The organism is Synechococcus sp. PCC 7336 (assembly GCF_000332275.1).
Taxonomy (GTDB): Bacteria; Cyanobacteriota; Cyanobacteriia; order Thermostichales; family PCC-7336; genus PCC-7336.
Map to the genome: position 1 here is coordinate 2,143,039 of NZ_CM001776.1, position 24,954 is coordinate 2,167,992.

The window sequence follows — 24,954 nt, forward strand, 5'->3', positions numbered from 1 at the left end:
AAGCTTAGGGAAGCTACCCACAGCAGCTCCCCTCGGCCGTCTAGCAAAAATTGGCAGGTGAAACCTCTAACCCACCAGTTCCTTCACCTTGGCCATAATCCCCACCGGATCGATGCCTTGGTGTGGGAATTGCTCCCACAAACCACCGCAGCCTTCCTCGTGAGTACCGAGATAGGCATACTTAGGTGCGTAGCCCCGCTCCAGCAACCAAGACCCAAACCGGCTGCCCAACCCCGTGCGGCGGTTGAAAGCCTCCACAACAATAACGAAAGGAGAAGCACCAATTTTAGCCAGAGTCTCTTCATCTACCACATTCAACGTCGCCTTGTTAATCAAGCCCACATCGATACCCTCTTGCTTGAGGCGCTCCACAGCATCCAGCGATCGGTACAAGGCATCGCCAAAACTGACGATATACCCCGCCGTCCCCTCGCGAACCACCTCATCTTTGCCAGGAGTAAAAGTATAGTTGCCGCCAAACAGCTCGCCACCATCGCCATCCAGAATCATCGGCACCTTGGAGCGGGTGGAGAAGATAAAACGCAACCCCGGATCGCCAAACACCGATGTGACGCAAGCCTTCATTTGGTTGGCATCTGCCGGGAAATACAGCCGAGTTTCATAACCATCATCCAAGCCATTATCGGCAAACATATTATTAATGCCGAAATGACAGGTGTTGTCGGCCATATCGTCAATCCCAGCATGGGAGAAATGGCAGAGCAGGTTGGAATAGTTCAGCCGTGCCATCGTAATTTCGGAGACGCACATCTCTAAAAAGGCACTGAAAGTGGCAAAGATCCCCTGCTTGCCTTTTTCCATCCCGAAGCCTGCTGCCGCAGACAGATTGCTCCGCTCTTGGATGCCGCCGCTCACAAACACTTCCGGGTGGGCTTTGCGAATGTGCTGCAGACCGCAGGAGCCCTCCAAATCGCTATCGATAACTAATACATTATTCTTGCGATCGCCCTCGCTCATGCCCCCCAAAATTTCCACCACCGCTTGGCCAAAAACATTGCGGTTAGAACCCACCGTGTCGGAAGAACCCAAGAAGGTATAAGTGTTTTTGGGTTTTTCGATGCCCTTGAGGTATTCGACAGCAGCATCGTGGCCGCGAGCGGACAAGTACTGCAGAGCGAGATCGACTGAGATGACATCGTGGCCGTGGTTGGAACCCTCCAGTCCTTCAATGCCCGGGCACATCGGGCGCTTGTTGACAACGGCGATCGGGCCGGGGGTATTGACGGCTTCGCAAATGCGAGCGTAGAGGCCGTCGATGTCTTCGCCATTGCCTTCCAAAACTTTCAACCCGTGGCCTTCCAGCGTGCGCGTCACGCTGAAACCGGGCATGTACTTCGACGGATTGCCTGCAATGGTGACATCGTTATCGTCGATTAGGAGCTTGACATTGAGGTGTTGCGCCACCGCCAAACGGGCGGCTTCGGCATCGTTGCCCTCCTGCTGCGAGCCATCGGAACCCAGACAGAACACCGTTTTGCCGGGATTGGCGAAGGCAACGCCATTCACATAGGGCCACATGTGGCCGAGGCGGCCCGAACTAAATTTGACGCCAGGGGTTAGGCCCAATTCGGGGTGACCGGGCAGGGTGGAGTGGGCTGCTCGATATTTCAGCAATTGTTCGACCGGCAGGGAACCCTCTAGCGCAGCCATCAAATACTGAGTTCCCACCCGGTGACCGGCTTCATCGAAAAAGATGGGGACGTATTGGTCCGCACTGCCCCGGAATAAGGCATCCAAAATCATCACTTCGGGCACAGTATCGAATGGTCCGCCCGTATGGCCGCCAACTCCCCGAGCAGCTCCAGTCGCAGTGAAGAAAACGATCGCGTCGCGACACAGTTGGATATTAAATTGCAAGTCCGCTTTTTGCCCATCGCTCAGGGTCGGGGTAGCGGCGTCTAACCTCAGGGGCTTGTAGGTACCGAGGTCAATCGGGAAGGTGGCTGTGGTGGCAGTCATGCGACTTGGTCCTCTCGCGCGAAATTAGGGTGAGTTGAATGAATCAGGCTATAGGTTGGGGTGCCGAAGTGGAGCGATCGCCACGGACCCAAACTTCTCACCTCGGAGCCCAAATTGCGATGGATGGCTTCAGCTATCCATTAAGACTTTAGGCGAAAGCTGTCCGCTTGGAGTTAGGGCGAGCTAAATGAATGGGGAAAAAGGCTGGGATGTCTGAGGGGCGATCGCCACGGGGTCAGCTTTCTCATATCGACACCTAAGCTGCGCGGGATCGCTTTAGCCTTCTACTCAGGCGGTAGGGGAAAGTTGCCCGCCTCGATCGGCTGGATTCTTGACTCCAACCACCTGCGTGTAAGCTCCCCGCGCTTGGGTCACCCCAATAATCCGCTCCGATCGCTCGATCATCGGCCGGCGATGACTCACCACCACAAACTGAGCCTGCTGCGAATTACTCAGCACCATCGCCGCCAATTTCTCCACATTCCCCCCATCCAAAAATGCATCCACCTCATCCAGCGCGTAGAAGGAAGACGGCCTAAACCGCTGCAGGGCAAAAATGAAGCTCAGAGCCGTTAGCGACTTCTCGCCCCCCGACATGGAATTGAGACGGCGCACGGGCTTGCCCTTCGGGTGGGCGATCAGCGTCAAGCCGCCGGCAAGCGGGTCTGCGGGATTTTCTAGCTGTAACTGCCCGTCCCCATCTGACAACTGGGCAAAAATCTGCCGGAAATGTTCGTTGACGGCAGTAAATGAGTCCATAAACGCCTGCGTGCGCAAGGTGGTGAAATTTTCGATGCGCAGCAAGAGTTCGGTGCGCTCCTCTTGCAATGTCTCTAACTTTTGCCGCAAGTCTTCAACCCGAGCTTGGGTGGTCTTATGCTCCTCGATCGCCAACATATTCACCGGCTCCAAGGCCCGCAATTTTGCTTCGGTGCGCTTAATCTGGGCCTGCAAGTCCTCCAGCGTCAAATCGTCGGGGATCTCGGGGGGCGGCGTCTCGGCGGCGTCCCCCAGCATTTCCCGCAACTGCTGTTGCAAGTGCTGCAGCAACTCCGTTTTCTCCTGCTGCTTGGTGGCCGCCGCATGCTTGTCCCATTCCAACCGCTGGGCTTGCTGCTGGCGCGATCGCAGCTGCAGCTCCTGCTCGTCCCGCCGCGATCGCGTCTCTGCCAGCCGCTGCGACAACACTTCAATTCGCGCCTCTAACTGTTCGATCCCCGTTTGAGACTGCTGCACCTCCCCCTGCATTCGATCGCACTGTTGCAACAACTGCGCGGCTTTCTCGTCCATCTCCCCAATGCGATCGCTTTGCTGCTGCACCTTTTCGACATTGAGCTGCTGCTCGGATTTAAGCTGCTGCTGCTGTTGCTCCAGTTGCCGGATTGCTGCCTCGCTCTCCTGCAACACCTGCTCCGCCTGTTGCACCAGCGATTGCATTTCCTGCCAGCGTTGATTGAGGGAAGACTCTTCCAATTGCTGTAATTTCTCGCTCAGATCGCGAATGCGATCGCTCAGCGGTGCCAACTCCAGCTCGCACCGTTCCAGTTCGATCTGGCTTTGTTCTCGCTCCTGCTGCTGGGCGGCGAGGGTGGTTTGCAGCAGTTCGAAACGCTCCTGGCGGGATTGGGTGGTCGCTAAGTGTTTTTGATAGTCCGTGCTGGCGGCGCGGGCGCGATCGCGGGCGTCGTTAAAGCTTTTGGACAACTGCTTGAATTGTTCCTGCTGAGCTTTGACCCGAGGGGCGATCGCCTCCAACAACTCTGACAACTCTTCGTAGCGGCGGCGCACCTCCACCATTTCCCGAGATTCTGCTGCACCAAAGTGAACGCTGTGGCGCTGCTTGTTGGCACCGCCGGTCATCGCACCGGAAGTCTCCAACAATTCGCCGTCGAGGGTGACTATACGATGCTGGCCGATAAAACTGCGGGCGCGATCGAGGGATTCAAAAATCAGGGTTTGACCGAAAACAAACGCAAAGACATCCCGATAGCGGGAGTCAAATTCCATCAAATTAAACGCATAATCGATCGCCCCCGGCAGCCGTCGCATTGGCAGGGGACGGGCTTCCTTCAGCTTATTGAGGGGGAGAAACGTGGCTCGCCCCGCTTGCTTTTGCTTCAAAATTGCGATCGCCCGCGAAGCCACCTCATCTGTTTCCACCACTAAATGATTGAGCCGCCCTCCGGCAGCGATCTCCACTGCCAACTGGTACTTGGGGTCCACCTGACCCAGTTGGGCCACCAAGCCGCACACCCCTGCCAAACCAGCATCCATGACCACTTTGACGGCACGAGAGCCTCGGGTTTCCTGCAGTACTTGCTGGCGAGTTTCTAACTTATCTAACTGGCGCTGTTGGGCCTGCCACTCATTGCGCAATCGCTCGGCGGTCGCTCGATTGAGTTCTAACTCGGATTGGAGATCCGCCAATTGCTGGCCCAATGTCTGAGCTTCGGTTTCTGCCCGCGCGCTCATCGCCTCCAACTGTCGGGTGCGTTCTGCCTGTGCCTGCAGCCAAGTTTCTAGCTGCTGCATTTCGGTTTGCCCCTCCTGCTGCTGGCGCTCCAGTTGCTGCAATCGCTCGCTCAGGCGGATACGGCTTTGCTCGTAGGGTTGGGCCAGTTGGCGATTCTGTTTGAGTTGGTCGGAAAGATAGCGGTGTTGTTTGGCCCAAGCGTCTGACGATTGGGCGATCGCCTGCATTTGCGCCCGGGCATTCTCTAGGGCTTGCTGGCGCTGCTGTTGTTGGGTTTGAAGGTCGGCGGATTGGCGATCGAGTTGGCCTAGCTGTTCCTCCCGTTGCTGCGATTCTGACTGCAGTTGGCGAATGCGCTCTTCCGCTTGCTGAATGGCGGTTTGGGCTGCCGATCGCTCTTTTGTCCAAGTTTCAATTTGCCCCTGTTGTTGCTGGTGCTTGGCCTGCGCCCGAGCCAACTCACTTTGCAAGTCCAGATATTCCGCCTCCCCCAGTTGGCGCACCGCTTGATTTAACTGATTCAGGGTGGCTTCGTCAGCGGCGATCGCCTTTTGCAAGTCCTCTAGTTTTTGATTCGCCTCGGCCTCAGCTTTGCGAGCCGCTTCAATCTCCTGCTGGGCTTGCTGAATTTGGATGCGAACGTGTCGCCGCGTCAATTCCTCCCGCCACAACTCGTACTCTTCCAGTTGAAGGCGTAACTTTTGATATTTCTCGGCCTTTTCACACTCTTTAATCAGGCGATCGCTTTGTTCTTCTAGCTCCCGCATCACCAGGCCCGAGCGCTCCTCCTGTTCCCGCACTGCCTCCAACTTAGTTTTGGCCTGGTCAATTTTGCGATCGAAATTGGCTACACCAGCCAACTCGTCAATAATCTGACGGCGCTCTTTGGCATTCATCGAGATAATGCCCGTCACATCCCCCTGCAAGACGACATTGTAACCATCGGGATAGATGTGCATCTCCGACAGTTGTTCGTGCAGTTCGGTGAGGGTACAGGGAATGTCGTTAATGTAATAGGTACTGGTATAGCTATCCGCCGCCGCATTCACCCGCAGCCGCCGCGTCACTTTCCAATCCATCGCCTCCCCATCAGGTTTGGGAATGGCGAAGGTGACCGATACCCAAGTTTCGGTGCGTCGCCCTGCTTTGGACTTTTCCAAACTGGCAGAATGGACCAAATCTGGCAGTCGTTCTGCCCGCATCCCCCGCGAAGTTGCCAGCCCCAAGGAAAATAACAGGCCGTCAATAATGTTGGATTTTCCCGAGCCATTTGGCCCGGAAACCACTGTAAAACCGGGCAACAGCGGAATCGTCACTGTGCCGCCAAAAGACTTAAACCGAGTCAGCTCCAGCTGCTTGACGTACATCTGGTGTGAACCACCCCCAGTATTTGAATAACAGTAGCATAGGTAGCGCGAAATGCAACGGGTGCCGATCTTTGGGACAATCCCTTGCATCGTTTTGTAAAAAGCAAACCTCATCCATGTTGAAAACTGGAGTTTTCAGACATTGTGCTAGTGAGAGGTACGAATCGGTACCTCATCAAAACTATAGGTTTCAGACTAGACTTGATTGAGGAGTTTTGAGGAAAATTGTGGGAGAAACTACTGTTGGAATTTGTGAATTAGAGAGACAAGATGAACAAACAAGAACTCATCGGAAGACTGTCGTTAGTAGAACATATTGAGGGGGGATATTTTGTCGAAACCTATCGATCGCAGCAAGACATCTCCACCGAACGAACAGGCTCCAATCGCTCTGTAATGACTTCGATCTATTACCTCCTAACCGACGATCGTCCGATCGATTGCCTCCACAAAAATCGATCAGATATTATGCATTATTTCCACGCGGGTTCCCCGATTACCTATATCCTACTAACTCCAGATGGGCAGTTTCAGAAAGTGAAGCTCGGGTTAGATCTCGCTAACGGAGAAGTACCGCAGTTACTCGTGCCCGGAGGGTATTGGAAAGCAGCCACACTAGAGGCTGGAGAGTTTGGCTTGATTGGGGAAGCAGTTGCGCCGGGATTTGACTATCGCGATATGGAGGTTGCGACCTCTGAGGCGATCCGGCTAGAGTTTCCTACCTTTTGGGGGGAGGTAGCGCCGTTTATCAGGAAATAAGGGGCCTGCTCCGATCGTGTTGTCATGAAGATTCTGTGTTGTCATGAAGATTATTGCAGATCGATCGCAACAGACTCATCGATCGCAACAGACTAAAAACGAGATCTTGGTTGTTGCAAAAATTCCAATTCTGCAGGCGTGCTGAGACGACCTAAAACAGCATTGCGGTGGGGAAAGCGGCCAAAACGGCGTATAAGCTCGCGATGTCGGCGGGCAGACGCGACTGCTTGAGGATCTCCCACTTCATCCCCTAAAGCTTGGAACAGAGCAACGCATCGATCTTGATGGTCTAGACTTTCGCTGTGTTCGAAGGGCAAATACATAAACCAGCGCTGGATCGGCAAGAGCTGACGATCGTATTGGAGAGCGATCGCCCCTTCGGCGATCGCGAGAGCTTTCGGATCGGTGGCATACGCTTGCGGGCGATCGCGAAACAGATTGCGGGGGAATTGATCGAGCAATAACAACAGCGCTAGGCAACTGTGGGGCTCATCTTGCCAAGCATCGAGCTGACCTGCAGCCGCAAGAAAGTAGTCGGGCAAAAAGCGATCGCGAATGGCGGCATCGAAGCGATCGTCTTTGCGAAACCAAACTCGACGGGGCCGACCGAATCCTTCACTGCCCGGTTCGCCAAACCAAAATGCCAAAATCTCTTCCACCGATGCCATAGAGTATGGTCCTCAGGCGCTGAATACTGCCCGTCCCTGACGGTTGGCCCCGTAGCGCGATCGCAAACTCCTGCGTCACTCAATACTGTTCGGATAAGCTCTAAGCACTGCTGGGGATGGAAAAAGTCAATCTCTCCAACTTGGTGCTGCTCCCTCTGTGCTTTGGCTTCCTGGAGGGAAACTTCGAGCGTGGCTTCTCGACCACTCTAAGATTACTTCTGCCCTGTCGTGGTGGAAGCTTCTGGTCTAAAATCTCTTGGGTTAGCCAACTCAAAAAAGACAGCCTTGCGGCCATCATTGAAGATGCCCTGGAGATGCGCCCCTTGCCAGAGCGCCCCGAAGCCTTGTTGGAGTTGGCCGGTATCGTCCCGCAAGCGCCGTACCATGCTGCGGACCATGCCGAGGATAGGCAACTTTGAAGCGACTGCTCCTTGATGCAGGGCCTTTAATAGCCTTATTTCATGCCAAAGATCGGGACCATCAGGTTTGCCTAACCGGATTTCAGCAACTGATTGCGCAAAAAACCGAAATGCTAGCGCCTCATCCCATTGTGTATGAAGTTCACAAATGGTTCATGCACAATGCTGCGCCGCGCGATGCCCGCAAAGCGCTGACAGGCATGGAACAGAGTGTGCGATTTTTGTACGTTGATGATGTGATTTTTCAATCGGTAACACATTTACAAACAAGTCTGATTGACTGGGCCGGTACGCTTGAGGATGCAACCGTAGCCGTGATGGCCCTGCATTATCGCTGTCCTGTCTGGACATTGAAGCTGGCAGCAGCCTTAACCCGCATCCATGTTGAGACCTGGAGTTTTCAGGCGTTGCACTCAGCCCCCTAAATCTCCCACTGGTGGGAGATTTAGGGGGCGAATGCAGCGATCGACAGTGCTAGTGAGAGGGACTAATAGATGTCTCATCAAAACTACGGGTTTCAGACTAGACTCGGTTGATGCCTTTATCGAAGTATGCCGACTAGGCTGAGTAACCAAGGCAGAAGAATGGCAGTGGAAAATGCCGACAATGCCATAGCCAAACCTGAAAAAGCCCCCATTTCCGAGCTGACTTGAAAGGCGCGGGCGGTTCCCATCCCATGTGCAGTCACCCCCAAAGCAATGCCTTTAACGCTGTCATCTTTAATGCGCATTAACTTTAAAAGCTTCGTACCGAGGACAGCTCCCAGAATACCCGTCATGACCACTAAAACTGCTGTGAGTGATGGCAATCCGCCAATTTGTTCCGAAATCCCCATTGCCACAGGTGCCGTAACAGATTTAGGGGCTATCGATAATTGCGTTTGTAGACTGGCACCCAAAAGCCAAGCAATCGTGACGGAACTCAAAGCACCAATGGTGACCCCCGAAATGATGGCGATCGATACCGGCAGCCATAACTGTCTCAATTTAGAAAATTGTTTATACAGCGGTATGGCTAAAGCAACCGTTGCCGGACCCAGCAAAAAATGAACGTACTGCCCTCCCTCAAAATATACTTCATAGGATGTATTGGTTAATAAAAGAAAAGTGATTGAGATGGCGATCGCTGTCACCACGGGATTGAGTAAAGGGTTGCACTTCGCATAACAATAAAGTCGGAAAGCAATGTTGTAGGCTGCCAAGGTCATGGTTAGTCCCAAGAGAGGCGAGGCAGAAAGATAGACCCAAATTCTTGTCAAGTCTGACTCAGGCATCTTTGTTCGACCTCTTTGAGAGTAGATAATTGGTACCTGTCATAATCGCGGCTGTAGAGGCCATCGTTATCGCGGTGCTCAGCACTAAAGCGATGCCGATCGGTATCCATTCGTTAACGATTCGATCGAAGTGGATGATTACACCCACGCCAGCCGGTACAAAGAGCAGCGGCAGGTGGCTCAAGAGTGCTGTAGAAGCTGAATCTAGCGATTCATCTATGCTTCGCCGCAGTAATAGTGTGAGGAATAGCAAGGTCATGCCCAGCACCGGACCCGGCACGGGGATCTGCAGTAAAAGTGAGCTGATTTCGCCGACCAGCTCGTAAATCAAAAGTATCGTTATACCATTCAGAAAACTCATTCAATATCGAGCCCCAACCCAGCAGGTGTGATTCAACGGCTCCAATTCTGCCTTGAGGGAATTGGGGCGACCCTCGCGCCACACTGGAACCAGCTCATCTTGCGAGCTTACTGACTCAATCGGTCTGTGCCAAGCGATGTTTCATCTCCTCCCAAGAAGTTGCGCCAGCTTCCTGCGATCGCTCGGCGAGGAAATCCATGAACTTTTCGCTCTGCCCTAATTCAGCCACTTCTCGCTCAAACGCATCGGCTGCTTCTAAAATGTACTCTCCCCCATCCTGGCTGAAAATTACTACAGTTTCCTTGCTTGCGACCTGCAATAGCTCTTCCAAAGTTATTGGAGATTGACGTAAATCGAGGGTTTTCCTAAATCCGCGATGGTCTAATCGAGTGGTTCGAGGCGATAGCGACTCAACCAATTATCTAGCTCCTTCTCTTCTTCATCCAGTAGAGAGAGATTAATTAAGCCGCGACGGAAAGCAAGGCGGATGGCCCGCGATCGCAAACTAAACGTCGTGCCCCATTCATCACTCTCAATCTGATCGTTATTCACCTCTAACTTGTCGTAGAGATTGCGCAACCGATTTGTCACGCCGCGACGGGAGAGAAAGCGGCGAGAGGCGATCGCCTGATCGGTCAACCCCAACGCAATATCGATCAACACCTCGTATTCCGCATCGCTCAAGCCCGTAATCTTATTTTGCGAACGAGAATCGACACCCCGCACCTCGCGATCGATCACGCACTGCTCGTCCTGCACCACCGCCATCACCGCGCTGAGCAACTTGTCGTCCGTACTGTTTTTGAGCAAATAGCCATACACCGTCTGAGGCGGCACAATCTTGTGCAATTCCCGCACGTACACCTCATCGGCAAAATTCGACCAGAAGATAATCCGCGTGTCGGGGCGTTCGTTCCACACCTGCCGCGCCACATCAATACCCGTCATCTCCGGCATTTGAATGTCCAGTAGCAAAAACGAAGGGGTGTGGCGATTGGCTAAATCTAAGGCATCGCTGCCGTTGCTCGCAACGTGAAAGGGACCGCAGTCAGACAAATGCTGCTCCAGCAATTCGAGCACGTGTTGGCGATAGAGGGCATCGTCTTCGGCAATTAAAGTACTCACGCAATCACCTTCGCCGCAGCAGGTTGTTCCTAAATCTATCGAAGTGGTAGCCGCTAGGCAAGTTACGCCTCTAAGACGCTCCACCACGCCAGGATTTCAGCCATCTTCCCACCATTTGGGTTAATTTCTGTACTGCGTTTGGTACCGGTCTGACGGCAACTTGAATCGCTTCATCGGCGTAGAGCTCGTCCTTGAGCCGATAGCCGTATTCCAACTGCTCCCGCCGTTTGGCTAAACGAGGAAACAACCGAAACGCTCCTTTGAGCAATTCCGCTTCATTTTGGAAAATCGCTGCGTCGATCGCCGCAGACCGTTTTACTGCCACAGAACCCACCGGCAACCAGTTTTGGGGCTTGTTGCGATCGCGAATATAGATGTTGAACTCCGGCAAACCCTGCGACTGCATCTTGTCGTACTGAGTCGCGGCTGCCTTGCGCTTTTGAGTGCTAGCAGACTTTTTCTTGTGCGGCTTCGACTGACCAAATCCTTTCTGCTCTGCCATGTGGATTCCCCTAGCGTCTGTTCGCATAACGTTATGCTATCGGGTTGCGGCGATGCAATGGGCGGGGAGGACTGTCGGGGGGGCTATGGCGATGTACGGAGGCGATCGCGGGAATTCGTTACAATGTAAACCATTAAAAAAGTCTGTTGCCTTGCCCCCATGACTCAATCCTTTCTCGATCGCCTGCAAGATCGTGTCTGCGTCTTCGATGGAGCGACGGGGACATCCCTCCAAAGCCAAAACCTGACGGCTGAAGATTTTGGCGGCCCCGAACTGGAAGGGTGTAACGAATATTTGACCCTCTCCAAGCCCGAAGCGGTGGAGGAAGTGCATCGAGGCTTTTTGGAGGCAGGGGCGGATGCGATCGAAACCGACACCTTTGGCAGCACCTCGATCGTCTTGGCAGAATACAACATTGCCGATCGCGCTTACGAGTTAAACAAGCGGGCGGCTGAAATTGCCAAGGGCATGGCGGCTCGTTATTCCACCCCCGACAAGCCCCGCTTCGTGGCCGGTTCGATGGGGCCGGGAACTAAGCTGCCCAGCTTGGGACATATCGACTTCGACACGATGGTGGCCGCCTATATCGAACAGGCAGAAGGGCTCTACGATGGCGGCTCCGACCTGCTGATTGTGGAAACCTGTCAGGATGTATTGCAGATTAAAGCGGCCCTGACGGCGATCGAACAGGTCTTTCAACACAAAGGGACTCGCTTGCCCCTGATGGTTTCCATCACGATGGAGCAGCAGGGCACGATGTTAGTCGGCACTGAAATTGGGGCGGCCCTAACCATTTTGGAGCCCTATCCGATCGATATTCTGGGCCTTAACTGCGCCACCGGCCCCGATTTGATGCTGGAACACATCCGCTATCTGTCCCAGCACTCCCCCTTCCATATCTCCTGCATTCCCAATGCCGGTTTGCCCGAAAATGTCGGCGGTCAAGCCTTCTACAAGCTCACGCCTACAGATTTGCAGACCTATCTGCGCCGCTTTGTGGAAGAGTTTGGCGTCAGTGCGATCGGGGGCTGCTGCGGCACTCGTCCCGATCACATCGAGGCGCTGGTCAATACCGTGCGGGATCTCAAACCCAAACAGCGGCAACCCCAATTTGTGCCCTCGGCTGCATCCATCTACAGTCCGCAGCCCTACGACCAAGACAATTCATTTCTGATTATCGGCGAGCGTTTGAACGCCAGCGGGTCTAAAAAGTGCCGCACCCTGCTCAATGACGAAGACTGGAACGGGTTGGTGTCTCTGGCGAAGTCGCAGGTGAAAGAGGGTGCCCACGTTCTAGATGTGAATGTGGATTATGTGGGTCGGGATGGCGAAGTCGATATGCGCGAGCTGGTGTCGCGGGTGGTGACGAGTGTGCCCCTGCCTTTAATGCTCGACTCGACAGAATGGCAGAAGATGGAGGCCGGTCTCAAGGTGGCGGGGGGCAAATGTCTGCTCAACTCCACCAACTACGAAGACGGCGAAGAGAGATTCTACAAAGTTTTAGAGCTGGCCAAAAAATATGGGGCTGGGGTGGTGGTGGGCACCATCGATGAAGAGGGCATGGCCCGCGCTGCCGAGAAAAAGTTTGAGATTGCCAAGCGGGCCTACGATGCGGCGATCGCCTACGGACTGCCCCCCTACGAAATTTTCTTCGACCCCCTCGCCCTGCCCATTTCCACGGGGATTGAGGAGGATCGCGCCAACGGCAAAGCCACCGTAGACGCCATTCGTCAAATGCGCCAGGAACTCCCCGGCTGCCATATTTTGTTGGGTATCTCCAATATCTCCTTTGGGCTCAATCCAGCAGCGCGCATTGCCCTCAACTCGATGTTTTTGCACGAGACCCGCGCGGTGGGCTTGGATGCTGCCATTGTGAGTGCGAGCAAAATTTTGCCTCTGTCTCGCATTGACGAAAAGCACCAGCAGGTGTGTCGCGATCTAATCTACGACGAGCGCAAGTTTGATGGGGATGTCTGCGTTTACGATCCGCTGACTGAGTTAACGACGCTGTTTGAGGGGGTATCGGCTAAGCGCGATCGCAGCGTAGATGCTTCTCTGCCTTTGGAAGACAGACTCAAGCAGCACATTATCGACGGCGAACGTATCGGGTTAGAAGAGGCGTTAAAGGAGGCACTGGAGAAATATCCCCCGCTCGAAATTGTGAATGAATATTTGCTGGACGGTATGAAAGTGGTGGGAGAACTGTTTGGTTCCGGTCAAATGCAGCTTCCCTTTGTGCTGCAGTCGGCTGAAACCATGAAAGCAGCGGTGGCTTATCTGGAACCCTTTATGGAGAAGGCGGAGGGTTCGACCAAGGGGAAAGTGGCGATCGCCACCGTCAAAGGAGATGTTCACGACATTGGCAAAAACCTGGTGGATATTATCCTCACCAACAATGGCTATACCGTTTATAACTTAGGTATCAAGCAGCCAGTGGATAACATTATTGCAGCCTATCGCGAGCACGATGTGGACTGCATTGCCATGAGTGGCCTGCTGGTCAAGTCTACGGCGTTTATGAAAGAAAACTTGCAGGTGTTTAACGAGCAGGGCATTACCGTTCCGGTCATTTTGGGGGGGGCGGCTCTGACCCGCAAGTTTGTGGAACAGGATTGCCAAAACGCCTATAACGGGCGGGTGGTTTACGGTAAAGATGCCTTTACCGATTTGTATTTTATGGATCGGCTGATGCCTGCGAAGGCGGAGGATAATTGGGACGATTTGCAGGGCTTTTTGGATGAGGAGCCTTCGTCTGCTAACGGTTCTGGGCTGTTGGAGGTTGAGCAGGCGATCGCCCCCGAGGAGGTTAAACCCACCGAACCCGAAATCATCGATACTCGCCGCTCCGAAGAGATTGCTGTCGAGATCGATCGCCCCTTACCCCCGTTTTGGGGTTCTAAGATCCTCGCAGGCAAAGACATTCCTTGGCAAGAGGTGTTTGGCTATATCGATCGCCAAGCGCTGATCGCCGGTCAGTGGCAAATTCGCAAGTCCCGCGACCAATCGAAGGCAGAGTTTGAAGCGTTTCTCAAAACTGAGATCGAGCCTATTTTAGAGCGTTGGAAGGCTCGCATTGTGGAGGAGGATCTGCTGCATCCGCAGGTGGCCTATGGGTATTTCCCCTGTCAATCGGAAGGGAATGCAGTTCTGATTTACGATCCTGCGTCTCTGGATGGGTTGCGGCCTGATGTAGAGGGATCGACAGCATTTGAGGGCGATCGCCCTATTGTACCGGAGTCGGTCGAGCCGCTGGTAACGTTTGAGTTTCCGCGACAGAAATCTGGCATTCGCCGTTGTATCGCTGATTTCTACGCCCCCAGAGAGCAAGGTATCCTCGATGTTTTTCCGATCCAAGCGGTCACGGTGGGGGAAGAGGCTTCTCTTTTGAGTCAACAGCTTTTTGCTGAGGATAAGTACACCGACTATCTCTATTTCTACGGGCTCACCAACGCGCTGGCGGAGGCGCTAGCGGAGTGGGCGCACGCTCGTATCCGTCGCGAATTGGGTTTTGGCGCTGAAGACAGTGCCGATATTCGCAAGATTATGCACCAGGGCTATCGCGGTTCTCGCTATAGTTTTGGCTATCCCGCTTGCCCCAACATGGGCGATCAGCACTATCTGTTGGAGCTGTTGGAGACGGAGCGTATTGGTTTGGTGATGGATGAGAGCGAACAGCTCCATCCCGAGCAATCGACGACGGCGCTGGTGGCTTACCATCCCAAGGCGAAGTACTTCAGTGCTTGACAGACATTTCAGCCCTCTTGCCTCGGCGTTCGAGAACTCCAGCCGATCGCCCCATCCGTGGGCGTCGCTTTCTAGGGCGACTGCTATAACGGTCGGCTCTCAACGAACCTCTTTTAGACTTATTTATTTCCATGTTTGAGCTAGAGCCGACTTTAATTAAATCTCATCCCAACTACCAGAACCTGCTTGCCTACGGGGCTATAGCCGCCTGATTCTGTCCGAAGTATTGAGTGAAATCTACCTAGAGACAGAAGTTTTCGTAGATTTTTTTGGAAAACCATCAATTCTTTCTCGTCAAACTCGATCGCAAAATCTAAGACTCCCGCTTCACCCAGATAATGTTTTCCGTGATGTTGGCGAAAGTGTCGTCGTGGCTGATGACAAAAAGCTGGCGGAAAGACTTGATATTGGCGATCGCCTCTGCCAAGCGCTCGCGGCGAGGGCGGTCCATATTGGTGGTGGGCTCGTCGAAAAAGGCAATATCGATATCGGCTAAAGCCCTCAGTAAAGCCAGACGAACCGCTAAAGCCGCCGTCATTTGCTCCCCCCCCGAGAGACTGGGAAAACGCCGCCTTTTGCTACCGCTCTCCTGAACCGTAATGTCGTAGTTGGCCTCCCATTTCAAAGAAATGCCGGGACGGTTGAGGATCTCTCGAAATAGGCGATCGGCTTCACGGTTGACACTGTGTTGGTAAAGCTCCGTAATGCGCGGACCGGCATCTCGAAACACGGTGCGCATGTATTTAACGAAACGCTTGAGCCGCTCCCGCTGTTTTTTGTCGGCTTCAGCGGCTTCCAGCTGAGTTTGAATGTCGGCCAATCGGTCCAAATGTTTCTGGACGCTATCGAGTTGGGGTTGAGCCGCTTGAATCTGCACTTGCAAGCGGGTGCATTGCTGTTGTAGTTCCCCGAACTGCTGTTGGAGCCGCTCGTGAAGATCGCGATCGAATTGAGCCGCCACCGTTTCCCGTTGGGCGATCGCCTCCGACTGCTGCCGCTGACCCCGTTCTAAATCCTGTTGGAGCGTCTGGCAGACCGCTTCCCGTTCTGGCAAGGTTTGAGCCAGTGGGGCGTTGCTCAAAAAGGTTTGGTAACTGCTTCGATGGCGATCGCGACTTTGCTGTTGCTCGGCAACTCGTTCGTCAATCCCGGCAGTCTCGGCTAGCTGATGTTCGATCTCCGCTACCCGATCGCGATCGCTCTGTCTGGCCGCTTCCACCTGCCGCAACTGCTGCTGTAATTGCGGACGAGCCTTCAGATCCTGCTGCAATCGGTTCAACTGTTGGCGGGGATCTTGCAGGAATTTTAGCTCTGCGGCGATCGCCTGCTGGCGGCTGGAAATCTCGTCGGCACTCCCCTGCTCGGCAATAGCAGCGTCGATCCTTTTCTGCCCCCCCTCTAACTGCTGCTGCAACTGCTGCAGTTGCGCTTGTACCTGCCGATACTCCTGCTGTCGTTGGGGCAAGCTACTGGCCAGAGCTTCGGACTTGAGATATCGCTGGTGTGCCTCTAGATGCTGTTGGCGCAGTTGCTGCTGAGCGGCGATCTCGTCGATCAGATAAGCACTTTTGGCGAGGGCGCTCTCGATGTTTTGCAGGTCGGCTTGATGGCGTTCGAGGCGGGCACAGATCTCTCGCCACTGCTGCTGGAGATCTTGAAAGGTCTGCTGCTCCTGCTGGAGCAGCTCCAGCCGCGATCGCACATCCCCCGATTGCTGCAATTGCTCGGCCACTTCCTCCAATTGCCGCCGGCAGGTGGCTTCTGCTTCCAGTTGCCATTCCAGATCGGCGATCGCCTCTTCCAACGTCTCCAAGCGGTGCTGCACTTGTTCCACTTCCGCCAGCAACTCGGGCAATTCTTGCAATTGCGATTGTGCCCGGAAGCCAGCTTGGAGCTGTTCTTGCAGGGTTTGTCGGCGTTTTTGCAACTGCGGCTCCGACACCCGCTCGGACAGATCGTCGAGAATGGTACCGATTTGAGTGACGAGCTCCTGCGAAATACGGTGTCCCTGCTGTAGGAGGGGCGCGATTGGCTCGAAGCTAGGCTGCAATTGGGGATAGCTTCCAGCCACAGCTTGCAGGTGCTGCAAGAGCTGTTCGGATTGTTGGCGATAGCGCTCCAGATTCTGGCTGCCAGACTGGTGCAGGGCATCGAGTTCTTGCCGAAATTCTCGGGCCGCCCCCAGGCGGGCCAATTGGCGCTCAATACGGTCGAGCTGTTGTCGAATCTGAGGCAGTCGCTTCACCTCCGATTGCAATGCTTGGCGCTGCTGAATTTTGACTTGCAAGGAGGCGATCGCTTGCCGCAATGCCGCCGCCTCTTGTCCCCGCTGCTGCAGTGTTAGGCGAATGGTTTGAAATTGTTGGTGCTGGGCCTGCAGTTGTTTCTGCTTGCTTTCCAGCGCCTCCTGTTGGGGAATTTGAGGGGTTAATGCTTGAATTTGGCGATCGAGCTGCTGCGATCGCAATAGTTGTTCCCGCAAGCTGGCCTGTTGCACCTGAACCCGATGGCACACCTCCAACAATTCCGTACGCTGCTGCATGGCCTCTTGCCGCTGCTGCTGTCGAGCTTCCAACGATTGCAAGGTGGCTTCTGCTTGCCGCACTCGCTCGTAGCCCTCGCGATTGACCTGCTGTTCTCGGTGGGCGGTTTGGGCCTCAGTCAATGCCCGCTCGACCCCCTCGTATTGTTGCTGTTGGGCCTCCAACTGCGCGATCGACAGTTGGCGCTGGTGGTGCAATTCTTGCAGCCGGACTGCAACTGCTGTCAATTCCTCCTGCTCCGCTTCCAGTTGTGCTTGCTGCTCGATTAAGGGTTGCAACATCTCCAGTTGTTGTTCGGCCCGATCGAGTAAATCCAGCCCCTGTTGCAGTTTTGCCTGTTTCATCTGGCGATCGCGATCGGCCTCGAGCAGTTGTTCTTTCTGCTGCATCAGCGCTTGGCGTTGCTGGCGAGCCACTTCTAACGCTTGCAGAGCAGCTTCTGCTGCTTCAAAAGCTCGGTGGCCTGCCTCCGAAGCCGCCAATGCCTGCTGGGCTTCCCGAGCTGCGGCCAGTTCCCGTTCGCGATTGGCAACTTCCTGCTGTTTGAGGGCCTGCTGCAGTTGGAGCTGCTGCAGTTGCTCGTCCAGCTCGGCCAACTGCTGAGCTGTTTTCGCTAAGCTGTCGAGCTCGGCTTGCAGTTGTTCCTGCTGAGTTTCCAACTCGGAGAGGGCTGTTCTATCGGTGGCGATCGCCTGTTGTAGATCCTCTTGTCGCTGCTTTAAGTCGCCCCATTCTTGCAATTGCACCTGGCACAATTCAATTTGGTGCTCGCAGTCCTTCACCTGCACTTCGGCATACTTTTGCAGGCTCAGCAAGTCCTTGTAAATACTCTGGTATTCCTCCACCTTGAGAATGCCATCGAAGGTGCGCTTGCGCTCTTGAGCCGTTTTGAGAAAGTCAGCCGTGAAGGTGCCCTGCGGCACCCCAATCGTGTTGGCAAACAGCTTGGGCAGATCGGTTCCTGGCGGCACCCCTAAATGCTGTCGCAGCCATCGCATCACATCGACTTTTTTCTCGTGCTCCAAGCGCCGATCGAGCTGTGGGTCGTAGAGCCGGTAACCGGTGGCAGTGCTGCGACGCACTTCGTAAGTGCGCTCTTCGAATGCCGACACAAACGTCACGGCCACTTCAGCCGTATTGGCCCCCTCCCTGACTAGGTCGTCGGCAGTGTAAGGACTGTGGTCGAACAACACCCAGGCGATCGCTTCTAAAATCGATGTTTTGCCCGCCCCATTCTCGCCACAGATGGCATTGGTTCCGGGGGCAAACTCAAAGCACCGATCCTGATGAGATTTAAAGTTATGCAGCGAAACCGACAGAATTCGCATGACGTACCCCTAATCATCGGGCAGGTCTCCTGCCAGTCCCTTCTCTAGATAATCGTACAGGCGCTCTTCTGGCTCGCCATCCCCCATCAGGTCTTTCACCCTCAGCAACACTTTTGACAGCTCCCCACTGCGGCGGCGGTAATGGGCGTGCTGAGCCAACAGATCCGAGAACACCTGCGTTTCAATCGCCAGCCGTTCGTCAGTGGCGATCGCGTTGGGGGCAATGTCGTACTGCACGGCCTCGGCTTCAACCTTGAGCAAGACAATCAGGGCATTGGCCATCAACTGGATGCGCTGCTTGAGTTCCTTCACATTCAGCTCGTAGCGCTCGAACCCCAGTTGTCCCACCAGCTTCAGCTCGACGATCGCCTGCTGGCGGCGATCGATGTTCGCCTTTGCCACCTTATCTAAAATCCGTTCGGCCACCTGTTCGGCGGTTTCTGTGCCGATGGTCTCGCAGCGCAACCGCACGCAGGGTCGTTGATGATAGTCAGATTTCAATTCCGCAGAGATTTTTCTGTCCTCTACTTCAACGACATAAGCCCCCCGCTCTAGGGAAAATTCCGCTGCCGTGTTGGGCAAGAGCGAACCGGGGTTGAAGACCCAGCCGTCCAGTTCGTAATTCTTGTGAATGTGGCCCAAGGCAAGATAATCCACCCCCGCCTCGCGCAAGGGCAGAATATCTCGGTAGCGCAGCGCGCCTGCGTAGCGGGCAATTTGGCCCTCTAGACCGTGGTGAAACATTAAGACCGTGGTGTCGGGGCCAGGAGGCAAGTTGGCGATCGCCTCGGCCAGGTGGGCGATCGCGGCAGGAGCCACCGAGCCATACCAGCGGGAGCCAATGACCCTGACGCCGCAGGGTAAATCCAGATAGCTACCCGACCGCTGCTGCTCCGACCAAGGCGCCAGCAAAAACTCCCCCGTCTCCCCCGGCTGTGGTTCTAACAGAATTAGAAAGTCTCGCTCGGCCAGATAGCGCAGCCAACTGGTATGGGTGCCATAGGGGCGGTTGTCGTGGTTGCCCTCGATCGCCAAGACGGGAATACCAGCCTCTCGCAACGGCTTCAGGGCCAATTCAGCCTGATTGAGCACATTCGGCAAAATCGTGCGGTGCTCGAATAAATCTCCCGCGATCGCGACAAAATCGACTGCGGGCTCTAGCGCATACTGCTGCAGGACATCGCGAAAGGTAAAAAAGAAGTCCTTGGTCCGTTCGGGGCTGTCGTAGCGGTCGAACCCCAAATGAATGTCGGCGATGTGGAGAAAGCGAGCGGAAGGCAAGACCACGGGTAAATCCTGGGGCGATTGCGTTTGGCCCTCAGCTTACCAAGGGATCGATCCGGGCGCTCGCTCGGCCTGTGCCAATCCCCGAGAAGTGTCAGTGCTGCAAGCCTCCCCCTGAATCCCGCAAAATAATTGGCTCGATTCTTTGTCTCTAACCATTTTAAGATGGCGACTCAACTTGTATTTAGTTATCTAAACTACGTAAAATTCCTGATTTACCATGTTAGTATCAGTGTCGAGTCAGGGAAAATACTGAGTCGGTTTGCAGCCCTTAAGTGGGTGCGGTGCTTCTCGATCGGCAAGTTCCAGTTTTCCTGTACCTCTATGTGGGATGCGTGACGCTCCTAATCCGAGCGAGCTCAATCGACAGGTGCAATTTTTGCACGATTGACGGTTGAGTGGGTTTGCATCCTTTGAGTGAGTTCTCAACTCCGAGTGAGCTCTCAACTCCGAGTGAGCTCTCAACTCTGAGTGAGAGTAAGGCGACATCAACAGTTGGGCAATGGCCGCAAAGGCAATTGCCATGGATTCCTCAAATGGATGAATTGGAAGTTTTGAGTGCGATCGCCAATGATAGCCGCAGACCGATACCCCCACGAGTTTCAACCGGGTGCTCAGCCCCTCAGCGATACTTCTAGCAAGTTAGCCTACCTGAGGCCCCATACGCCCGAATCGATTGATTTAGGACAGCGCTTGCTCCATGCCGGTTTAGTGACTGAGTTACAGTTAGCTGCGGCATTGCGTCACTTTCAAAAAGCACGGCACTTGCAATTGGGCGAGATTTTAGTGTCGCAGGGGGCGATCGCGCCCCAGACCGTTGACTTTTTTGTCCGTCAGCTACCCGTGTTAGAGCGAGAGCGACCCCTGCTGACCATCGGGCAGATCTTGACTGCTGCCGGTCTATTGAGCAAACGGCAGGTAAAGGCCATTCTGAACTATCAGCGCAGACATCCCGACCAGCGTTTCGGCGAAATTGCGATCGCGTTCGGTTGGGTCAAATTGCAACCCCTCACTTATCTCCTCACTCGTCTCTACCCAAAATGCTGTACCGCCGTGAGAAGCCCACACCCATCAGTGGGGAACGGTATTAAACGATTTATCGACATCTTGGGGGCCGCAATCGGTCTGAGTTTGACTGTGGCTGCGTTGATTCCTGTGGCGATCGCCATTCGTCTCAATAGCAAAGGTCCTATTTTTTACAGTCAAATCCGCTACGGCCTGAGGGGAAAGCCCTTTAGAATCTGGAAATTCCGCTCGATGGTGGCTTGGGCCGATCGGCAGCAGCATCTGGTTGAAAATGAGGCAGAAGGCCAATTTTTCAAGCAGGCTAACGATGCTCGCATTACTCGCGTGGGACGTTTCTTGCGGCGCACCAGTCTAGATGAGTTTCCTCAATTTTGGAATGTGCTAATGGGGGATATGAGCTTAGTGGGTACGCGACCTCCCACCCCCAATGAGGTTCAGAACTATGGCGATTGGCATTGGCAGCGGCTGGATGTGAAACCTGGTTTGACCGGCGAGTGGCAAGCAAATGGTCGGTCGAATATCAAAAGCTTTGACGATGTGGTTCGCCTAGATTTGGCCTATCAAGCCCGCTGGTCAATTGTCTACGACTTAAAGCTAATCTGGAAAACCATCTATGTCGTGCTTGCCTGTAAGGGGGCCTGCTAGCCGCAGTCTAGAGCGCGGTTGCCGAGAATCGTCTCAGTCAATGGCTGAAGAGGGATGGTGGTAGAAGCTAGAGGTCTCTACCCTCCTCAGAATCTTTGAAATTGCTAACCTCCTGACGCTCGGGCGGACGAGCGAGGTCATAATAACTGGAGATATTGCGTCCCTCCCTGTGTTGCTATGTCCTCAACCTCTAGTTCGCCTGCAACCCCCTGGCTTCACCACTACTCTCGCATCATCTTGGCGGCGATCGCGATCGCCGGTAGCCTGCTCACCTCTTATCTCACCGCCAATAAGCTCTTGTCTCAGCAGGTGGCTCTGTGCGGCGAGGGGGGTGGCTGCGGTGTCGTGCTCGGCAGTCGCTGGGCCACCTTTTTAGGCGTGCCCGCTGCCTTTTGGGGCATGTTGGGATTTATCAGTGTGTTTCTCTTGGCGGCAGCCTCAGATGAGTTGCCGTTGTTGAAGCGGTGGCGATGGCCTGCTCTGTTTGGCCTGACAACCGCTATGTTTGCATTTGAGATGTATTTTGCTTATTTGATGCTGTTTGTGCTGAAGGCATTTTGCCTGTACTGCACTGTGGCAATTGTCTTCACGACAGTGATTTGGCTGACCGTGTTGTTCGGCAAGTTTTGGGTAGATATCGGGCAATTGGTGGTGAGTGGTGTAGCGGTGGCGATCGCCACTTTGTTAGTGGTCGTGGGGGTCTATGCCAATCAGCCAAAATCTCCCAGTGCCTTCGCAGCAGGTTTAGCCGAGCACCTGCAACAGACTGAGATCGCAATGTACGGAGCAAATTGGTGTCCCCATTGCCAGGAACAAAAGGAACTGTTCGGGACGGCCTTTAACCAGCTTCATTATGTGGAGTGCTCCCCTTACGGCGGTCGGGGGACGCCGCAGGCACCAGAATGTGTCGCTGAGGAGATTAAGAGCTATCCCACTTGGATTTACAAAGGCGATCGCATTTATGGCATTCAAACATTGGAACAATTGGCGGCCCTAACGGGGTTCGAGGGGGATGGGGCTGCGGCGGTGGCAGTTGACGGCGGTGCTGAATAGGGTAGAAGCGATCGTGCTGCGGGCGCAAGTAGGGCCGGATTTCTGAGTAACCCAGTCTTGCTTCGATACACTTGGAAAGACGCAGATCGGCAAAAACATGAAGCTAATTCATCTGATTGCAGACTACGGTGCTAACGACCCGGCGTTTGCGGAGGTGAGTCAGCGTCTGCTGTCGCACTTGCCCGCAGCTCAAATTCGATGCTTGTCCGTTCCTCCGTTCAGTACCCTGGCAACGGGTTTCTGGATTGCTCAACTGGGTTTGAACCCCGGTCCATCCGATCGCCTCATCTACCACAATTGTGCGCCCCGTCACGATAACCCCGCTGCGCGAGCGGATAACGAAGGGGAAGGCTTGACCTATGCCGTGCTTCCTAATGGAGTCTGCGTTGTAGGAGTCTGGGCAGGTTACACGCTGTCTTTCATTAAAGATATAGCCCAGTCCATCCACGCGGTTGAGGTGTCTCGCGGTGGTTCCCAGTTTCGCTCGCGCGATGTCTTCCCCCCAGCAGCGGCGGCCATCGCTCGGGGAGAGAAAGACCTCTTGGGAGAAGCGATCGCCCCCGAGCGGATTCCCAATTTGCCCAGCAACCGGGTTGTCTGGGTGGATGGCTACGGAAATCTCAAGACAACCATTGCGGCTGATGCCCTTCAATTGAGTCCGATGGCAAAGGTAACCGTGCGCGTGGGCGATGTCGTCAGCGATGCAGTTTTTTCCGACGGTAGTTTTGACGTGCCGGAAGGAACGCTAGCGTTTGCACCCGGTAGTTCGGGCTGGTCGGCTGGAGGCAAAACCGTGCGTTGGATGGAGCTGTTTCTGCGGGGGGGGAATGCTTGGCAGCGGTTTGGCAAGCCGCGCCTCGACCGAGAGGTGTCTTATCAGGTGCAGTGTTGAATAGACGCCCACAGCTTTTGCAGATATAGCGCTGTAAAGGCTGTTGATGGCGGTGAGGGCTAAACCCTCTCTAAACCCATTTCTGTCCAGTGCCCAAATCTTAAGGACAGCAGAAGCCTAACAGTTGAGCTAACCGGCGCGCACGCTCTTCTTGGAAAGCGGCACGCGATTTCCCCGCGTTCGGTTTAGCGGGCTGTTAGGTTGCTTTATCTTCCAGGAATCCTCATCGGCATCTGCGGCCAGAAGAATTCTGCTAAGCAGGAGTGACTACTCTCACCGCTAACCCTACGGGTCTAGCGGGAGCTTCTCAGACTCACGAGTGAGAGTTGCTGTTTCACAGGCATCCCAGCGGATAAGCCTCCACAGCCAGAGAGCGGTAGTCCAACCGCCCTGCGTTTAACTATCCTATCCCCCTCACCGCCAAACGCTCTGCGTTCTGGCGGGAGTACCCCGGAGGTCATGATGGAGCAGCCACGAGTCAAGCCCCGATCGAACGACAAAACTATTGAATGAATCTCAACCCCCTTACAGGCTGAACCCCACCGCTTGCACAACGTCCCACAACACCCAGCCGCCAATGCCAATGAAGCCCACGCCTGCTGTAAGCTTAATGGTGCGAGGGGAGACGCGATCGGCCACCCAGCGACCCGCCCAGACCCCGATCGCGCTAGTGGTCACCAGGGCAGATGCCGCGCCTGCAAAGGTAATGACAGGATGGTGGGATTGCGCACTCAGCAAAACTGTTGCCAATTGCGTCTTGTCCCCCATTTCCGCCAGAAAAATGGAGCCAAAGGCCACCAACCCCACCTGTGCTTGCTTAGACTCCATCACAATCGGATTCCTCCCTCGCAGTTTCAAGATCTGCCGTGCTTTCGAGGTCGGCATCCTCATCGGTAGCAGTTAATTCGGCCCACAAGATATAAAGGCCCAGCAGCGTAAAACTGATTCCGGCGATCGCCTGCAACACTTCCGGTTCCACAATCGCAGACAGCCACCCCCCCAACGTCACACTCACCAAACTGGCCGCCACCAAGGCAGACGCAGACCCAAAGAAAATCCCCCACGGCGACTTGCCCCGGGCACTCATCAACATCGTCGCCAATTGCGTCTTATCCCCCATCTCTGCCACAAAGACAGTGCTGAAGGCGATCGCCAGCCACTGCCACAAGGCCACATCTGCTTCGGCCCCCTCTGCGAGAGGAGCTTGGAATCGTGCGATCGCCTGCCGCAGGTTGGCTGGCACGCTCTCGGCTAACTGCTGCAAGGAGGGACTCCAGATGACGAGTCCGATCGCGGCAATGGCGACAATCGAAACCGTGCATAAAACGAGGGTGCGGGTACGGTGGGAATCTTGAGAGGTCACGGTGGAGGAGCTTTATAATGGGCAAGCCAGCTATTGGTTGGAGTCCGCAGCCTCGATCGAGATCGGGTCGACCGCGCAACCCCATTTGAGGTTACAAGACGGGCTGAGAAAATCTTAACTGGAATGATGACCTTCTCTCCGCTTGCAAC

Annotated in this window: 19 protein-coding genes; 7 read left to right on the forward strand and 12 right to left on the reverse strand. The window is 54.6% G+C overall.

Annotated elements, in window-relative coordinates; translation table 11 throughout:
- Positions 1–66 precede the first annotated feature (66 nt).
- A complete protein-coding gene (locus SYN7336_RS10255; RefSeq protein ID WP_017325848.1) occupies positions 67–1,980 on the reverse strand; it encodes a transketolase C-terminal domain-containing protein in 1,914 nt (637 codons plus the stop codon).
- A 288-nt stretch (positions 1,981–2,268) separates the two neighbouring features.
- Positions 2,269–5,820, reverse strand: coding sequence for a chromosome segregation protein SMC (smc, locus tag SYN7336_RS10260; RefSeq protein WP_017325849.1), 3,552 nt, complete (start codon positions 5,818–5,820; stop codon positions 2,269–2,271).
- Between the two features lie 270 nt (positions 5,821–6,090).
- On the opposite strand from smc, the gene SYN7336_RS10265 reads away from it, so the two are divergent.
- Positions 6,091–6,579 carry a cupin domain-containing protein gene (locus tag SYN7336_RS10265; protein ID WP_017325850.1) on the forward strand — a complete coding sequence of 163 codons (489 nt, stop codon included), beginning with the start codon at positions 6,091–6,093 and terminating at the stop codon, positions 6,577–6,579.
- A gap of 92 nt (positions 6,580–6,671) precedes the next feature.
- Here SYN7336_RS10265 and SYN7336_RS10270 read toward each other — a convergent pair whose 3' ends face one another.
- The gene (locus SYN7336_RS10270; protein WP_017325851.1) at positions 6,672–7,247 is read right to left on the reverse strand and encodes a DUF924 family protein; all 576 of its coding nucleotides are present in this window, start codon (positions 7,245–7,247) and stop codon (positions 6,672–6,674) included.
- A 116-nt stretch (positions 7,248–7,363) separates the two neighbouring features.
- Between SYN7336_RS10270 and SYN7336_RS25335 the strand changes: the two genes are divergently transcribed.
- Positions 7,364–7,666, forward strand: coding sequence for a hypothetical protein (locus tag SYN7336_RS25335; RefSeq protein ID WP_017325852.1), 303 nt, complete (start codon positions 7,364–7,366; stop codon positions 7,664–7,666).
- Positions 7,663–8,091: a hypothetical protein gene (locus SYN7336_RS25340; RefSeq protein WP_017325853.1), complete on the forward strand. Its 429-nt coding sequence runs from the start codon at positions 7,663–7,665 to the stop codon at positions 8,089–8,091. Before SYN7336_RS25335 ends, SYN7336_RS25340 begins: the two co-directional genes overlap by 4 nt.
- A gap of 116 nt (positions 8,092–8,207) precedes the next feature.
- Here SYN7336_RS25340 and SYN7336_RS10285 read toward each other — a convergent pair whose 3' ends face one another.
- The 5 genes from SYN7336_RS10285 to SYN7336_RS10305 all read right to left on the reverse strand — a co-directional run bounded on the left by SYN7336_RS10285 (position 8,208) and on the right by SYN7336_RS10305 (position 10,927).
- Entirely contained in the window at positions 8,208–8,873 is a 666-nt protein-coding gene (locus tag SYN7336_RS10285; protein ID WP_017325854.1) for an LrgB family protein, read from the reverse strand.
- A 58-nt stretch (positions 8,874–8,931) separates the two neighbouring features.
- Complete coding sequence (locus SYN7336_RS10290) at positions 8,932–9,300, reverse strand: CidA/LrgA family protein (protein ID WP_017325855.1); 369 nt, start codon at positions 9,298–9,300, stop codon at positions 8,932–8,934.
- A gap of 115 nt (positions 9,301–9,415) precedes the next feature.
- Entirely contained in the window at positions 9,416–9,619 is a 204-nt protein-coding gene (locus tag SYN7336_RS10295) for a hypothetical protein (protein ID WP_156820107.1), read from the reverse strand.
- 62 nt (positions 9,620–9,681) lie between these two features.
- Positions 9,682–10,425 carry a response regulator transcription factor gene (locus SYN7336_RS10300; RefSeq protein WP_017325857.1) on the reverse strand — a complete coding sequence of 248 codons (744 nt, stop codon included), beginning with the start codon at positions 10,423–10,425 and terminating at the stop codon, positions 9,682–9,684.
- 70 nt (positions 10,426–10,495) lie between these two features.
- Positions 10,496–10,927, reverse strand: a complete 432-nt coding sequence (locus tag SYN7336_RS10305; protein ID WP_017325858.1) for an HHL1-like protein — start codon at positions 10,925–10,927, stop codon at positions 10,496–10,498.
- 159 nt (positions 10,928–11,086) lie between these two features.
- On the opposite strand from SYN7336_RS10305, the gene metH reads away from it, so the two are divergent.
- Positions 11,087–14,671 carry a methionine synthase gene (metH, locus tag SYN7336_RS10310; protein WP_017325859.1) on the forward strand — a complete coding sequence of 1,195 codons (3,585 nt, stop codon included), beginning with the start codon at positions 11,087–11,089 and terminating at the stop codon, positions 14,669–14,671.
- 313 nt (positions 14,672–14,984) lie between these two features.
- On the opposite strand, the gene SYN7336_RS25345 is transcribed toward metH, so the two are convergent.
- Positions 14,985–18,542, reverse strand: a complete 3,558-nt coding sequence (locus SYN7336_RS25345; RefSeq protein WP_017325860.1) for an AAA family ATPase — start codon at positions 18,540–18,542, stop codon at positions 14,985–14,987.
- Between the two features lie 9 nt (positions 18,543–18,551).
- A complete protein-coding gene (locus tag SYN7336_RS10320; protein WP_017325861.1) occupies positions 18,552–19,829 on the reverse strand; it encodes a DNA repair exonuclease in 1,278 nt (425 codons plus the stop codon).
- 567 nt (positions 19,830–20,396) lie between these two features.
- Between SYN7336_RS10320 and SYN7336_RS29750 the strand changes: the two genes are divergently transcribed.
- The 3 genes from SYN7336_RS29750 to SYN7336_RS10340 all read left to right on the forward strand — a co-directional run bounded on the left by SYN7336_RS29750 (position 20,397) and on the right by SYN7336_RS10340 (position 23,442).
- Positions 20,397–21,497 (forward strand): sugar transferase, encoded by a 1,101-nt coding sequence (locus tag SYN7336_RS29750; RefSeq protein WP_017325863.1) that lies wholly within the window; start codon positions 20,397–20,399, stop codon positions 21,495–21,497.
- Between the two features lie 177 nt (positions 21,498–21,674).
- The gene (locus SYN7336_RS10335; protein ID WP_017325864.1) at positions 21,675–22,550 is read left to right on the forward strand and encodes a vitamin K epoxide reductase family protein; all 876 of its coding nucleotides are present in this window, start codon (positions 21,675–21,677) and stop codon (positions 22,548–22,550) included.
- A 97-nt stretch (positions 22,551–22,647) separates the two neighbouring features.
- Positions 22,648–23,442, forward strand: coding sequence for an S-adenosyl-l-methionine hydroxide adenosyltransferase family protein (locus SYN7336_RS10340; protein WP_017325865.1), 795 nt, complete (start codon positions 22,648–22,650; stop codon positions 23,440–23,442).
- A gap of 525 nt (positions 23,443–23,967) precedes the next feature.
- Here SYN7336_RS10340 and SYN7336_RS10345 read toward each other — a convergent pair.
- Both SYN7336_RS10345 and SYN7336_RS32260 read right to left on the reverse strand, forming a co-directional pair.
- The gene (locus SYN7336_RS10345; protein WP_017325866.1) at positions 23,968–24,270 is read right to left on the reverse strand and encodes a TMEM165/GDT1 family protein; all 303 of its coding nucleotides are present in this window, start codon (positions 24,268–24,270) and stop codon (positions 23,968–23,970) included.
- Complete coding sequence (locus SYN7336_RS32260; protein ID WP_017325867.1) at positions 24,260–24,805, reverse strand: TMEM165/GDT1 family protein; 546 nt, start codon at positions 24,803–24,805, stop codon at positions 24,260–24,262. The genes SYN7336_RS10345 and SYN7336_RS32260 overlap by 11 nt, the downstream gene beginning before the upstream one ends.
- Positions 24,806–24,954 lie beyond the last annotated feature (149 nt).